13 protein-coding genes are annotated in these 12,815 nt (G+C 42.6%); 4 read left to right on the top strand and 9 right to left on the bottom strand.

Going from position 1 to position 12,815, the window contains the following annotated elements; genetic code table 11:
• Window positions 1-69: 69 nt before the first annotated feature.
• The 6 genes from ACEN9X_RS06645 to ACEN9X_RS06620 all read right to left on the bottom strand — a co-directional run bounded on the left by ACEN9X_RS06645 (window position 70) and on the right by ACEN9X_RS06620 (window position 4,701).
• Window positions 70-1,092 carry a rod shape-determining protein gene (locus ACEN9X_RS06645; RefSeq protein WP_090528947.1) on the bottom strand — a complete coding sequence of 341 codons (1,023 nt, stop codon included), beginning with the start codon at window positions 1,090-1,092 and terminating at the stop codon, window positions 70-72.
• 273 nt (window positions 1,093-1,365) lie between these two features.
• The gene (purH, locus tag ACEN9X_RS06640; protein ID WP_413669647.1) at window positions 1,366-2,892 is read right to left on the bottom strand and encodes a bifunctional phosphoribosylaminoimidazolecarboxamide formyltransferase/IMP cyclohydrolase; all 1,527 of its coding nucleotides are present in this window, start codon (window positions 2,890-2,892) and stop codon (window positions 1,366-1,368) included.
• Between the two features lie 149 nt (window positions 2,893-3,041).
• Complete coding sequence (locus tag ACEN9X_RS06635; RefSeq protein ID WP_413671117.1) at window positions 3,042-3,119, bottom strand: hypothetical protein; 78 nt, start codon at window positions 3,117-3,119, stop codon at window positions 3,042-3,044.
• 47 nt (window positions 3,120-3,166) lie between these two features.
• Window positions 3,167-3,406, bottom strand: a complete 240-nt coding sequence (locus ACEN9X_RS06630; RefSeq protein ID WP_413669646.1) for a four helix bundle protein — start codon at window positions 3,404-3,406, stop codon at window positions 3,167-3,169.
• Between the two features lie 95 nt (window positions 3,407-3,501).
• Window positions 3,502-4,080, bottom strand: a complete 579-nt coding sequence (gene purN, locus ACEN9X_RS06625) for a phosphoribosylglycinamide formyltransferase (RefSeq protein ID WP_091218552.1) — start codon at window positions 4,078-4,080, stop codon at window positions 3,502-3,504.
• Window positions 4,081-4,194: 114 nt separating this feature from the next.
• On the bottom strand, window positions 4,195-4,701 hold the full coding sequence (locus tag ACEN9X_RS06620) for a DUF5004 domain-containing protein (RefSeq protein WP_413669645.1): 507 nt from the start codon (window positions 4,699-4,701) through the stop codon (window positions 4,195-4,197).
• 90 nt (window positions 4,702-4,791) lie between these two features.
• Between ACEN9X_RS06620 and yiaK the strand changes: the two genes are divergently transcribed.
• On the top strand, window positions 4,792-5,784 hold the full coding sequence (yiaK, locus tag ACEN9X_RS06615) for a 3-dehydro-L-gulonate 2-dehydrogenase (protein ID WP_413669644.1): 993 nt from the start codon (window positions 4,792-4,794) through the stop codon (window positions 5,782-5,784).
• 259 nt (window positions 5,785-6,043) lie between these two features.
• On the opposite strand, the gene ACEN9X_RS06610 is transcribed toward yiaK, so the two are convergent.
• Together ACEN9X_RS06610 and panB are read right to left on the bottom strand one after the other, a co-directional pair.
• Complete coding sequence (locus tag ACEN9X_RS06610) at window positions 6,044-6,769, bottom strand: RluA family pseudouridine synthase (RefSeq protein WP_413669643.1); 726 nt, start codon at window positions 6,767-6,769, stop codon at window positions 6,044-6,046.
• Between the two features lie 82 nt (window positions 6,770-6,851).
• Window positions 6,852-7,667: a 3-methyl-2-oxobutanoate hydroxymethyltransferase gene (gene panB, locus ACEN9X_RS06605; protein WP_090528921.1), complete on the bottom strand. Its 816-nt coding sequence runs from the start codon at window positions 7,665-7,667 to the stop codon at window positions 6,852-6,854.
• A 464-nt stretch (window positions 7,668-8,131) separates the two neighbouring features.
• On the opposite strand from panB, the gene carA reads away from it, so the two are divergent.
• Window positions 8,132-9,232, top strand: coding sequence for a glutamine-hydrolyzing carbamoyl-phosphate synthase small subunit (gene carA / locus ACEN9X_RS06600; protein ID WP_413669642.1), 1,101 nt, complete (start codon window positions 8,132-8,134; stop codon window positions 9,230-9,232).
• A 242-nt stretch (window positions 9,233-9,474) separates the two neighbouring features.
• Here the strand turns inward: carA and ACEN9X_RS06595 are convergent, their stop codons facing one another.
• Window positions 9,475-10,386 (bottom strand): class I SAM-dependent methyltransferase, encoded by a 912-nt coding sequence (locus ACEN9X_RS06595; protein ID WP_413669641.1) that lies wholly within the window; start codon window positions 10,384-10,386, stop codon window positions 9,475-9,477.
• 172 nt (window positions 10,387-10,558) lie between these two features.
• Here ACEN9X_RS06595 and ACEN9X_RS06590 point away from each other — a divergent pair, with 172 nt between their 5' ends.
• Both ACEN9X_RS06590 and ACEN9X_RS06585 read left to right on the top strand, forming a co-directional pair.
• The gene (locus tag ACEN9X_RS06590; protein WP_413669640.1) at window positions 10,559-11,140 is read left to right on the top strand and encodes an RNA polymerase sigma factor; all 582 of its coding nucleotides are present in this window, start codon (window positions 10,559-10,561) and stop codon (window positions 11,138-11,140) included.
• The gene (locus ACEN9X_RS06585; protein ID WP_413669639.1) at window positions 11,137-12,768 is read left to right on the top strand and encodes a hypothetical protein; all 1,632 of its coding nucleotides are present in this window, start codon (window positions 11,137-11,139) and stop codon (window positions 12,766-12,768) included. The genes ACEN9X_RS06590 and ACEN9X_RS06585 overlap by 4 nt, the downstream gene beginning before the upstream one ends.
• Window positions 12,769-12,815 lie beyond the last annotated feature (47 nt).

The raw sequence follows: 12,815 nt of genomic DNA, 5'->3' as shown, positions 1-12,815 counted from the left end.
TGAGATATGAGATCAAAAAACATCGATAACCGGTGTCTCATATCTCATATCTAAAATCTCACATCTAAATTACTGCATTAAAAATTTAAAATTGCCAATGTTTTTAAGGGCAGTGCCGGTTCCGCGTACTACGGCGCGAAGAGGGTCTTCGGCAACGTGAACAGGAAGTTTGGTTTTGGCTGCCACACGCTTATCCAGGCCGCGCAGTAATGCACCGCCACCGGTTAAATAGATACCGGTTTGGTAAATATCGGCCGAAAGCTCAGGCGGCGTAATCTCCAATGCTTTCAATATCGCTTCCTCAATCTTTGAGATTGATTTATCCAGGCAATGCGCAATTTCGGTGTATGATACCATGATCTGTTTTGGTACACCGGTCATCAGGTCACGGCCTTGTACGGCAAAGTCGCCCGGCGGCTCGCTCAACTCAGGAAGGGCAGCGCCAACCTCGATTTTGATTTTCTCGGCAGTGCGATCGCCAATCATGATGTTATGCTGACGGCGGATATATTGAACAATGTCCGAATCAAAATTATCACCCGCTACGCGGATCGATTGATCGCAAACGATACCCGATAATGCGATAACGGCAATTTCGGTAGTACCACCACCAATATCGATGATCATGTTGCCCATCGGCTCTTCCACGTCGATACCAATACCTACGGCAGCAGCCATTGGCTCGTGGATGAGGTAAACCTCCTTAGCGCCAGCAATCTCGGCCGAGTCACGCACAGCGCGTTTCTCTACCTCGGTGATACCCGAAGGGATACAGATCACCATACGCAGCGATGGAAAGAACCACCCCTTGCCCTGGTTAATCATTTTGATCATCCCGCGGATCATGTGCTCGGCAGCGTTAAAGTCGGCAATTACACCATCTTTTAGCGGGCGCACGGTACGGATATTATCGTGCGTTTTACCTTCCATTTGCATGGCCTGCCTGCCTATGGCAATCACTTTATTGGTTGTTCTGTCGAACGCCACGATCGAGGGTTCGTCAACAACAACTTTATCGTTATGTATAATGAGGGTATTTGCTGTACCTAAATCGATAGCAATTTCTTGTGTAAAAAAGTTAAATAAACCCATCTGGTATTTCTTTCAGTATGTTATGCAAAGTTTATAAAAATACGCTTAAATAGTTTAGCATTTTGCAAACTTAAGCGTTAAAAAATCACATTTATTGTGTTGGGGTTGGGTTGATAGAGCTTATTTATTAAGTGGTTGACCGGATTTACAGGTAAATTAAGTTAAAACAGGTTAAAAACATTTTCCCTTTTCACCAAATCAATCCCTACTCTTCAATCAAACGTTTTTAACCTAATAAACTACTCACCTAATCACCCCGGTCAACCTTTAAAATTAGTGTTTAAAATGACGAACTCCGGTAGTCACCATCGCTAAACCTTTTTCGTTGCACATGGCAACCGAAAGCTTGTCGTTAATTGATCCGCCCGGTTGTAAAATGGCAGTGATGCCTGCTTCAGCAGCCAGTTCGGCACAATCCGGGAACGGGAAGAAAGCATCAGATGCCATTACCGCGCCGTTCAGGTCGAAGCCAAAGCTTTGTGCTTTGATCACTGCTTGCTTCAATGCGTCAACCCTTGAGGTCTGGCCTACGCCGCTTGCCATTAGCTGGTTGTTTTTAGCAAACACGATAGTGTTTGATTTGGTATGTTTTACAATTTTGTTGGCGAAGAACAAGTCTTTCAACTCAGCCTCGGTAGGAGCTTTTTCTGTAACGGTTGTCATTTGGGCCGGTCCCTCAATAACCGCATCTTTATCCTGCTCAATTACGCCGTTCAATAAAGTTTTGAAATGTTTAACAGGCAGTTCAACAGGTTGGCGAACCAACAGGATACGGTTCTTTTTACCTGAAAGGATCTGTACCGCTTCATCAGTAAACGCCGGAGCAATCAGCACTTCATAAAATATCTTGTCGATTTCGGTAGCGGTTTCAGCGTCGATCTCAGCATTGGCAATAATAACACCACCAAAAGCTGATACCGGGTCGCAAGCTAAAGCATCGATCCAGGCTTCTTTAATAAATGAACGTGAAGCCACTCCGCAGGCATTGGTATGTTTAAGAATAGCCACAGTAGGTTCAGTGAACTCATCAATAATAGCAACAGCAGCATCAACATCAACAAGGTTGTTGTATGAAAGCTCTTTACCGTTCAGTTTGTTGAACATGGCATCAAGGTTACCGTAGAAAGTTCCTTTTTGATGTGGGTTTTCGCCGTAACGCAAAACCTGGCTGGTTTGGATACTTTGTTTAAATACCGGAAGCGGCTCGGCTTCGTTAAAATAGTTAAAAATATGCGTATCGTAGTTCGACGATATGTTGAATGCTTTTTGAGCAAATGAACGGCGCTGATCGATTGTGGTAGCACCTTCCTGCGTTTTCAGGATATTTTCCAGGCCGGCGTAGTCATCTTTTGAAGCTACGATCACTACATCTTTAAAGTTTTTTGCAGCTGCGCGGATCAAAGAAATACCGCCGATGTCGATCTTTTCGATCACATCCTCGGCACCGGCGCCTGATTGTACAGTTTCTTCAAACGGATACAGATCAACAATTACCAAATCAATTTCAGGAATTTCATATTGCTCCAATTGCTGTTTGTCGCCATCAAAGCTCCTGCGGGCTAAAATACCACCGAAAACCTTAGGGTGCAGGGTTTTAACGCGACCACCCAGGATTGAAGGGTATGAAGTAAGGTCTTCAACCGGGATCACATTTACACCTAAATTGCGGATAAAAGTTTCGGTTCCACCGGTTGAATAGATATTTACACCAAGGCGGTTTAACTCATGAATGATGGGCTCTAAATTGTCTTTGTAATAAACAGAAATTAAAGCATTTTTTATTTGAACTGACTGGCTCATGTACACGCTGTTTTTTGAGCCGCAAAGGTAGTAATTAGTGATTAGAGATTTGAGGTTAGAGATTAGTTTTTTTTAATCAATGTTTTTGGAAGCTATTGGGGGCTAGAGATTTGGAAATACGCTTCTTGAAAAGTGTATTTTTGAAGGTGTTAATTGTCGGGTTGCTTCTTTAGATAGGAAATATATCCATTAATCATGCGCATGCACTCCTCACAATCTTGCCGCAGGCTGCTTAATGTTTGATCATCTATGAGGCTATTATCAAAGGCAATTATCAGATGTCGATAGTTTCTGCCGCGGATCCACGAGCATTAACCAGGAATTTGGAAGCGTCTAAATAATGAAATCTGCCGTGTCCTTCGGCAATATTGTTCCCGATAGAGCGGGATGAACGAATGATCTGATCTGTTAAGCGATATTTTTCCTCGGCAGGAAACGTTTTAACTAATTCAGTAATGTTATTTCGTAATAAACGAGCCTTTTTCCAAACTTCCAGATCAGTAAAAGCTCCCATAAAGTATCCTGAAACTTAGATATTTTTAATAAACTTAACCTTAAAACTAAAAAGAAAGCCTAATCTCTAACCTCCAACCTCTAATCACTAAACAATCAACTCTTCATCTTCTTCAACAGCGCCTCCACCACTTTAGGGAAATGGTTATGCTCTAACTGTTGCCCTTTAAATTTTACGATCTCAAGTGTGTCGCCGGGTTCTATTTTGAATTTTGATTGATGAATGATCTCGCCTTCGTCAAAGTTTTCGTTTACGAAGTGGATGGTGATGCCGCTTTCTTCTTCCTTATCTTCTAAAACTTTGCGGTGAACATTGTCGCCATACATGCCTTTGCCGCCATATTTGGGGAGCAGGGCAGGGTGCAGGTTGATGATTTTATTGGGGAATGCTTTCAGTAGCGATTGTGGTACAAGCCATAAAAAGCCGGCAAGTACAATCAGGTCAACCTGCAGGTTTTTCAGCAGGCGTATAACATCGTCGGTTTCATAAAATTCGTGGCGGCCAAAAATGTGCGAGGGTACTTCAAAATTATCGGCACGTTGTAAAACGTAAGCCTGTGGGTTATTGGTAAGTATCAGTACAACTTCGGCATCGGCATTACGTTTAAAATGCTCCATTAATTTTTGAGCGTTTGAACCGGACCCTGAAGCGAAAATGGCAATTCTTTTTTTCATCGATAATATGTTTTTCAACGGAGATGAAGCTACAATAGTTTCATCGGGCTGATCGTTTACTTGGTATTGAAACTATTATAATAAAACCATTTTAAAATTTGAAAACATTTTATGCTATTGTGTTGCGGTTGTTTTTTGCCTGATAAACCCGTAGCGCATAATTCGTCGTTTTTTTGTTGCCGAATAATTAGGTTCAACATCCCCCGTTTCCAATACCAGCGAATAATTACCTAAAGTAACTATTTTACTGTTTGCAAATGGTTTTGAGGTACCGCCCGAAGATTTGGTAGTATCCTTACAAACCATATCTGAAATTAAAAATAATTTATTATCTGAAAGCGACCAACGGCCTACTGTCGAATCGGCAGTGCATTGAAAGTTGGTGTAATTGCATGAATTATCAGCATTGAATGTAAAATGCTGAATAATACTGCAGGTTTGATTTAAGGTATCCAACGAAATTTGGGCGTCACCAACATAATTGGTAACTGTTATAGAGGCGAGTTGCCATTTTCCGGCCATTAAGGCAGGAATGTGGCTAAAGTTATCTTTCTTGCATGAATTGACAATCAGCGCAGCGCTTATTAAAAACAGGAAAAACAACAGCGGAGTTCTTTTCATTTAATTAGAGGCAAAATTATAAAATATGGTTGATTACCTTGCATCAGTACACTGTAATAAACGTTATAAATAAAATTTATTTCAAAATCTATGCTTGTTCCTTTTGAAAAACTTAAAGCAGAATTGAAAAGAGTGCTGTCAGAACTGGCTTTTACTGAAGATAAAGCCGAAGTTATAGCAACTGTTTTTGCCGAAAACAGCAGGGATGGAGTTTATACGCATGGTTTAAACCGTTTTCCGGTTTTTGTTAAATATGTTAAAGATGGCCTTATAAATATCGATGCCGATCCTGCTAAGGTAACTGCCTTTGGGGCTATGGAACAATGGGACGGTAACCTTGGGCCGGGGATATTAAACGCCCGCTTTGCCATGAATAGGGCAATGGAACTTGCCGCGGAGAATGGTATTGGCTGTGTGGCAATAAAGAACACCAATCATTGGATGCGTGGCGGCACTTATGGCTGGCAGGCTGCAGAAGGAGGTTTTATCAGTATATCATTCACAAATACTATTGCTAACCTGCCACCCTGGGGAGGTGTTAACCCGCGGCTTGGTAATAATCCGCTGGTTATTGCTGTACCCCGTAAAAATGGACATGTTGTTTTGGATATGGCCATATCCCAATATGCTGTTGGGAAGCTGAAGCAATATGCTGCTAATAACAACGAGCCGCTTCCGCTGCCGGGTGGTTATGATGGTGAAGGGAAACTCAGCACAAATGCCGCTGCTATATTAAAATCGAAGCGGATTTTACCCGTTGGATTTTGGAAAGGATCGGGGTTATCGTTGGTGCTCGATATGTTAGCTACTATCCTAAGTGGTGGTGACTCTACTGCAGAGATCACCAAAAGTGAGCACGAGACTGGGATATCGCAGGTGTTTATCTGCATCAGACCAGATAATAGCGAGCAAACAGAAAGCCTGATCAATGAAATTATTGATTATACCAAAACCAGTATGCCCGAATATGAAGGAGCCTCGATCTCTTATCCGGGAGAAGGTACTTTAAGAACAAGGGAGAAGAATTTAAGGGAAGGCATTCCGGTTGATGTAAGGATTTGGAATGAGGTGGTTAATATGTAGATAAGGTTGTATAAACGGAATGCTATAATAAATTTAGCCTGTGGTCAGTGTTGTCATTACAGATGTTTGAAAATGGGAATACTTAAAAACAGGTCATTGCGAGCGCAGCGTGGCAATCTCGTAGCTAATGCGTGTCCGCTCTGTATAGCTACGAGATTGCTTCGTCGTTCCTCCTCGAAATGACATGGCTTTTTTTCCACCATTTTCAACTGATCTGCGTCTTCCCAGCACTTGTGATATTTCCACCGCACCACACCAATCACCCTACCATCATTCCCTCAAACTTTTCCCAAAAACCATCGCGTGGTACAGGTGCAATAATGGCAACGGGTTCATTCTTAACAGGGTGTACAAAAGTTAGTTTACGGGCATGCAGGCAAATACTTTTGCGCAGACTGCCACGGGGATAACCATATTTATTGTCGCCAACAATAGGACAACCCAAAGTTGAAAGCTGTACCCTGATCTGGTGCGGACGGCCGGTTATCGGGTCAACCTCAATTAAATAATATCCGTTTAGTTCGCCAACCAATTTATAGCTCAGCTCTGAACGTAAGCTGCCCTGTACTTCGCGGTCATGGGCTTTGGTTACGTTTTTTTGTGAGTTTTTTACCAGCCAGTGTACCAGGGTGCCTTCTTCGGGAAATGGCTTTTTGCGAACTACTGCATAATAGGTTTTATGCATTTCGCGGGCTTTAAACATTTTGTTGATACGGTCGAGTGCCTTGCTGGTTTTAGCAAACAGGATCACACCGCTTACAGGCCTGTCCAGCCTGTGTACTACGCCTAAAAACGCGCCATTGGGTTTGCTGTATTTTTGGGCGATGTATTTTTTTACTTTTTCATCTAACGGCTCATCGCCGGTTTCATCAACCTGCACAATATCGCCCGCGCGCTTATTTATGGCAATAAGGTGGTTATCCTCATAAAGGACATCCTTATCGGTAATGTCGTTGCTGCTATAATTAAATTCAGGGCGAGGCATTTGTGTTTAGTTCATGGTTCATGGTTGATAGTTCATAGCCATCCTTTTTGCTATGATCTATGAACTATCAACTATAAGCTAATTAATATTGTTCTTTCTCGTTAGGGAAGCTATTGCTTTTTACGTCGGTATTATAATTTTTGATCGCGTCGTGCATAATATCATACAGGTTGGAGTATTGGCGCAAAAAGCGGGGCTTAAAGCCTTTATTAATACCCAGCATGTCATGAATCACCAATACCTGGCCATCACAATGCTGCCCTGCGCCAATACCTATTGTAGGAATCTGCAGGCTTTCAGATACTTCCTGAGCCAGTTTGGCGGGGATTTTTTCCAGTACTATGCCAAAGCAGCCAAGCTCCTGCAACTTAAGGGCATCTTCGCGCAGCTTTTGTGCTTCGGCCTCATGTTTGGCGCGTACGGTGTAGGTGCCAAATTTATATATCGATTGTGGCGTAAGGCCAAGGTGGCCCATTACCGGGATGCCGGCTGTCAGGATTCGGCTAACCGATTCGGCTATTTCCACACCGCCTTCAATTTTAACAGCATGGGCCCCGGCTTCCTTCATGATGCGGATGGCAGAATTTAGAGCTTCCTTTGAATTGCCCTGGTATGAGCCAAATGGCAGATCGACAACCACCAGCGCACGTTTTGCCGCGCGTACAACAGATGATGCATGATAGATCATCTGATCAAGGGTAATAGGTAGCGTAGTTTCATGCCCGGCCATCACATTTGAGGCCGAATCGCCAACAAGGATGATATCAGTCCCGGCATCATCAACTATAGTAGCCATTGAATAATCATATGCGGTAAGCATAGAGATCTTTTCGCCACGAACCTTCATCTCCTGGATGGTGTTGGTGGTGATTCGCTTTATTTCTTTATTTACAGACATTGATAAATGTTTTATCGGCGATGCAAAGGTACGTATGATTTCGGATTTCGGAATTTTGATTTCGGATGCGATTTTTCTGGTATGTCGTATATTGATTTCGGATTTCGAATGTTCGATTTCGGATTTTTTATTTTTTTGCTATGCTATCGTGAAACAGTTTGCCCGTTAACTTAACAAATTCCGAAATTTTACATCTGAAATCCAAATCAAATCCGATTCCTCATTCTAAATCAAAACAATTCCGAAATCGCACATCCGAAATCCGAAATCAAAAAATAATTTCGAAATTCCACATTCGAAATCCGAAATTAAAATAAATCCAAAATCCCACATCCGAAATCCGAAATTATTTTCTACTTTTGCGCCGTGAATCCGGAAGTTCCTTACTTCATTATTTCTATCAGTTTTCACGGGGCTTTGAACCAGGCAATCCGATCATTTAACCCTTTCAATTTTTTTAAGCGATGAACTATTTCACCAAATTACCGGCTATACTGCTGCTTGCCGACGGCACCGTTTTTTATGGTAAAGCCGCGGGCAAAATGGGTACCACCACCGGCGAGATTTGTTTTAATACCGGCATGACCGGCTACCAGGAAATTTTTACCGACCCTTCTTATTTTGGGCAGATTATGGTAACCACCAATGCGCACATTGGTAACTACGGTATTGCTAATGAAGAAGTAGAATCGGGCAGGATCCAGATTGCGGGCCTGGTTTGTAAAAACTATAACATTGCCTACAGTCGTAAACAGGCTGATGAATCGATACAGGATTATTTCCAGGAACAAAATATTGTGGGTATTTCTGATATTGATACCCGTAAGCTTGTTCGCCATATCCGTGATAAAGGTGCCATGAACGCTATCATTTCATCAGAGATCCTTGATTTGGATGAGCTGAAAGCAAAGCTAGACCTGGTACCATCAATGGATGGCCTTGAGCTTTCATCGCAGGTATCAACTACCGAAACTTATACTTTTGGTAATGAAGAAGCGCCTTACCGTGTAGCGGTGCTTGATCTTGGTGTAAAGAAAAACATCCTGCGTAACTTTGATTCGCGCGAGATTTACGCCAAAGTATTCCCGGCAAAAACAACCTATGCCGAAATGGAAAAGGATTTTGCCCCAACAGGTTATTTTATCTCAAACGGCCCCGGCGATCCTGCTGCTATGCCTTACGCGGTTGAAACAGTAAAAGAAATTTTAGCTGCTGATAAACCGATGTTCGGTATTTGTTTAGGGCACCAGTTGCTGGCTTTGGCTAACGATATCCCAACTCAAAAAATGTTTAACGGTCATCGCGGCTTAAATCATCCGGTAAAAAATATCATCATTAACCATTGTGAGGTTACTTCACAAAACCACGGTTTTGGCGTAGTGCCAGAAGCAGTGCGTGCTTCGGATAAAGTGGAGATCACTCACGTTAACCTGAACGACCAGTCGATAGAAGGGATCCGTGTAAAAGGTAAAAAAGCATTTTCGGTACAGTATCACCCGGAATCATCACCTGGTCCGCATGATTCAAGGTATTTGTTTGATGACTTTATCAAACTGATGAAATAAATTTTTGATTGCAGATGTGCAGATTTTAAATGTGCAGATGTTGAGGAAGGCCTTTCAATTTAGTTTGGAAGGCTTTTTTTTTTGGCGGGATTCCTTTTTTAAATCCAACGCTTTTTTATTTCTTCCGAACACCTATGGTGACAACACCAACAGGAGCAAGCTTACCACGCACAGCGTGGCTTCCCGGCAAGCAGGCCTGCCAAATATAAAACACATTAAGTCAAATCAAAAACCTTATTGGGCTATATGGTATCGCCGAGGTATGGATTTGCGGGAATGTTAATCAGTTTATACCCGTCTGCTCTAAGCATTTTAATGGTACCTTCATCCGGCATCTGTTTAAAGATGACGGTTGCTAATACCTGCCCTGGTATAATCTTAAACCTGACCAATAAGTCCAATAGTTGTTTTTTTCGTTTGATCGATAAAAATTGCCTGTTTGCACGGTCGGCTATTATGCTGTCGGCCCCTTTGAAATAAAAATTGGGGTTAATATGTTTAAAGGCGACCATTGGCAGGTGTAAACCGGCTGCGAGCTTCTCAAATTCCCTTTCCGACACTTTATAAACAAAATTGCCAACCGGTTCAAATGAAAACCGGTTTGGCCATACTTTATGAAGGAGCCGGGGCCTTGAGGCCAACAGGTTCTGAAGCAATAACAGTATGGGTATTTTGGAAACCGGGTCTTGCGGTTCAATGACTATGATCCCGTTTTTAGCCACCCGGATCATTTCATAAATAGCGGCATAGGGCCTTGGAAAATGGTGGTATGATTCTTTACAAAGCACATAATCAAACGTGTTATCCTTAAAAGATAAGTGTTCCGCGTTTTCGGCGGCGTATGCCGAGATGATGCCTTCATCTTTTGCCACTGCTAAAAAATCAGTTTTCAGATCTGTGGCCACCGCCAAACAGTTTTTGTTTAAAATATACTGCGCGTCAAATCCATAGGCATCTCCTACAGTGAGCCAGTTTTGGCCTTGTTCTACAAGTAAAGGATCAAGGCAATTAAAAAAAATCTGCTGTATCCAGTGCGCGATGTGGCCGCTCCCTGCAGACTTTGCCGTTAGGTAGTGGTTTATTTTGGACTCCCTTGTCGGGAAATGCTGATTATACCATTCACTGTGGCGGCCGTAACTTTCCTGATAGAACATATTTGCATGTTTTTATCAACATTACGTCTGTCGGGAAAAAAACGCTGGTAAAACATACCGTTCTGTGCAAAAAAATATATTATAAAAAAAAATTATTTTAACCCAGCGTTTGGTTTACGGGCTGCGTAATCCTACTGGAAACTGATATATACCCGACAATTGAACTACCTGGATGAATTTGTTTGCTAAGCCGGATACCAAGCTGATTAAAGGCTGTAAAGCCAACGACAGGCAGGCCCAGGAAAGTTTATATAAACTTTTTCATGCCGAAATGTTGCGCTTATGTTTCCGTTATTTAAAGTCGGATGAACTTGCTCAGGAAGCGCTAAATGCCGGGTTTTTAAAAGTATTTCAGCATATAACCTTATTTGACGGACAAAGAGGAGCTTTAGGGGCCTGGATAAGGACGATCATGGTCAGGTGCTGCATCGACCTGGCAAGGAAAGAAGCTAAGTTTAACGATGTAAACAGCCAGGAAGAAATTGCAGATGTTTTTATCGCACCGACTGTTTTGAGTAAATTGTATGCGGAAGATCTCCTGAAGGAGATCCGCCGGTTACCCGCAGCGACACAACTGGTGTTTAACCTCTACGTGATTGATGGCTATTCCCATAAAGAGATCACTGAACAGGTGGGCATCAGTGAGAGCACTTCCAGATGGCATTTGTCTGAAGCTAAGAAACAGCTCAGGGCAATGCTGCAATCCACCCCCAATAGTATTGATCAACCAACTGAAACCAAAAAGACAACATGAAAAATTCAGCATGGTATCAAAAACTTTGGCTTAAGAAGCTGGACGAACTGCCTGTAAGGGAGACAGGTTCTGAATGGGCGGGTATGAAGGCTTTGCTTGACGAACAAATGCCTGTTAGCAGTACCCCGGCCAGTCGGCCTGATTATTCATTCGGAACAAAGCTGATCAAAATATTTTTAAGATATATATTGCCGGTTGTTGTTATCGTTGGTGCCGGTATGTATTACAAATTAACGCTATCCGATCAAAGCAAAACCAATAAGACAAGGGAGCTCCGCGATCACCGGGCCGATTCCATAAAAAAAATCGGTTTGGTTTATGCAGATAGCATAGCGGGACAAAACCACGCGGATACAGTTGAGTCTATAACCCCGGTAAATGATACTTCGGGTGTTGCTAATGACAGCCAAAAGCCGCAATCCCCGGGGCACCCACCGAAGGAATTTATTAGCGCGGATAGTTCAAGTCCAAAGCCATCAACAGTTTATTCAGGCAGGAATGTACTGCGGGCAAATGCCTCCTATGCGCATAATCATAACAAAACAGGAACCGTCATCCATTATCCTGGACTCAAAATAACCAGCGCCGATCTTACCACTAAAAAGGGAAAACAAACAGCGGGGCATAATAACAATTTCGTTCATGCTGCAGGGAACAAGCCTTCATTTACCGGGTTACCAAATGTTCAATCAAAGGGTGCGCCACTTGTTGACAATAATTTAACGGCAACCAATAAGGCCAATGTTAATGTCGCCGCAAATCAAAGCCTGAAAAATAACCAGCTTGCTATGCCCTCTCTTCCGCCCAATCAATTACTGCCGGCACCTAACGGAAAGGTAGGAAATAGTGATACAGGAGCCGATGACGCAAGCTTAACAGTCAGGAACGATAAACAACAGAGTGAAACCAGTATCGGTAACAGTAATAAACCGCACAATCAAAAAAAGACGACAGGCAATCAAAACGTGGCGAAGTCAAAAGAAACTAATGCCAAACCGATGAAAAACAAGCTGTTTAAAGTTAAGGGTCACCAGGAAATTATAACACCGCAGTACAATTATGGGATAGAAACAGGGTTAAACCTTGGTGGCGGTAATAGCAGTAGTTTTTATTTCGGCGGATTTGGTGCTTACGCTTTAACGTCACGATTATTAATCAATACAGGAGTTCGGATTAATACTTACCGGTCTCTTTCTGGCAGCTTTACTCATGACAGTTATTATCGCCCCGATTCTCTGCCGCCTTTTACGGTGATAGATGCCCGAAAAGTAATTGTTTTAGATCTTCCCACCACGGTTGAATATAAATTATCCAACTTGCTAAGCATCAAAGCCGGGCCGGTTATCAGCTTTCCGCTTAAACAATCCGCCGTCAGCACAAAACTTGCGCCGATAGCGGATCTCCGTGATACCGTATACCATAGCGCGGAGATCAAATCGGCGCTGAACAGTACAAGCCTGAATAAGATCAATATTGGATTCACGGGCGGTGTTACCCTGCATATCCGAAAATTTGACATCAGTGGCAATTATCAGTTACTCAAACCTTATCAAATCAGCACAGGCCTGGGGAATTATAGTAAAACTTATCAGACTTTTCAGGTAGGGATAGGCTGGCGGTTCCATTAAAAAAGGCATGGGTTTTATTATGTAAAAGACAAAGCACTAAAGTGACT

It is taken from the genome of Mucilaginibacter sp. Mucisp86 (genome assembly GCF_047324315.1).
Lineage (GTDB): Bacteria > Bacteroidota > Bacteroidia > Sphingobacteriales > Sphingobacteriaceae > Mucilaginibacter.
Note: the sequence above shows the minus strand (reverse complement) of the source record. Positions and strands in the feature narration are given on the sequence as shown.

Coding starts and splice junctions, on each gene's coding strand:
- ACEN9X_RS06645 (WP_090528947.1), bottom strand. CDS start 1,092: ATGGGTTTATTTAACTTTTTTACACAAGAAATTGCTATCGATTTAGGT.
- purH (WP_413669647.1), bottom strand. CDS start 2,892: ATGAGCCAGTCAGTTCAAATAAAAAATGCTTTAATTTCTGTTTATTAC.
- ACEN9X_RS06630 (WP_413669646.1), bottom strand. CDS start 3,406: ATGGGAGCTTTTACTGATCTGGAAGTTTGGAAAAAGGCTCGTTTATTA.
- purN (WP_091218552.1), bottom strand. CDS start 4,080: ATGAAAAAAAGAATTGCCATTTTCGCTTCAGGGTCCGGTTCAAACGCT.
- ACEN9X_RS06620 (WP_413669645.1), bottom strand. CDS start 4,701: ATGAAAAGAACTCCGCTGTTGTTTTTCCTGTTTTTAATAAGCGCTGCG.
- yiaK (WP_413669644.1), top strand. CDS start 4,792: ATGCTTGTTCCTTTTGAAAAACTTAAAGCAGAATTGAAAAGAGTGCTG.
- ACEN9X_RS06610 (WP_413669643.1), bottom strand. CDS start 6,769: ATGCCTCGCCCTGAATTTAATTATAGCAGCAACGACATTACCGATAAG.
- panB (WP_090528921.1), bottom strand. CDS start 7,667: ATGTCTGTAAATAAAGAAATAAAGCGAATCACCACCAACACCATCCAG.
- carA (WP_413669642.1), top strand. CDS start 8,132: ATGAACTATTTCACCAAATTACCGGCTATACTGCTGCTTGCCGACGGC.
- ACEN9X_RS06595 (WP_413669641.1), bottom strand. CDS start 10,386: ATGTTCTATCAGGAAAGTTACGGCCGCCACAGTGAATGGTATAATCAG.
- ACEN9X_RS06590 (WP_413669640.1), top strand. CDS start 10,559: ATGAATTTGTTTGCTAAGCCGGATACCAAGCTGATTAAAGGCTGTAAA.
- ACEN9X_RS06585 (WP_413669639.1), top strand. CDS start 11,137: ATGAAAAATTCAGCATGGTATCAAAAACTTTGGCTTAAGAAGCTGGAC.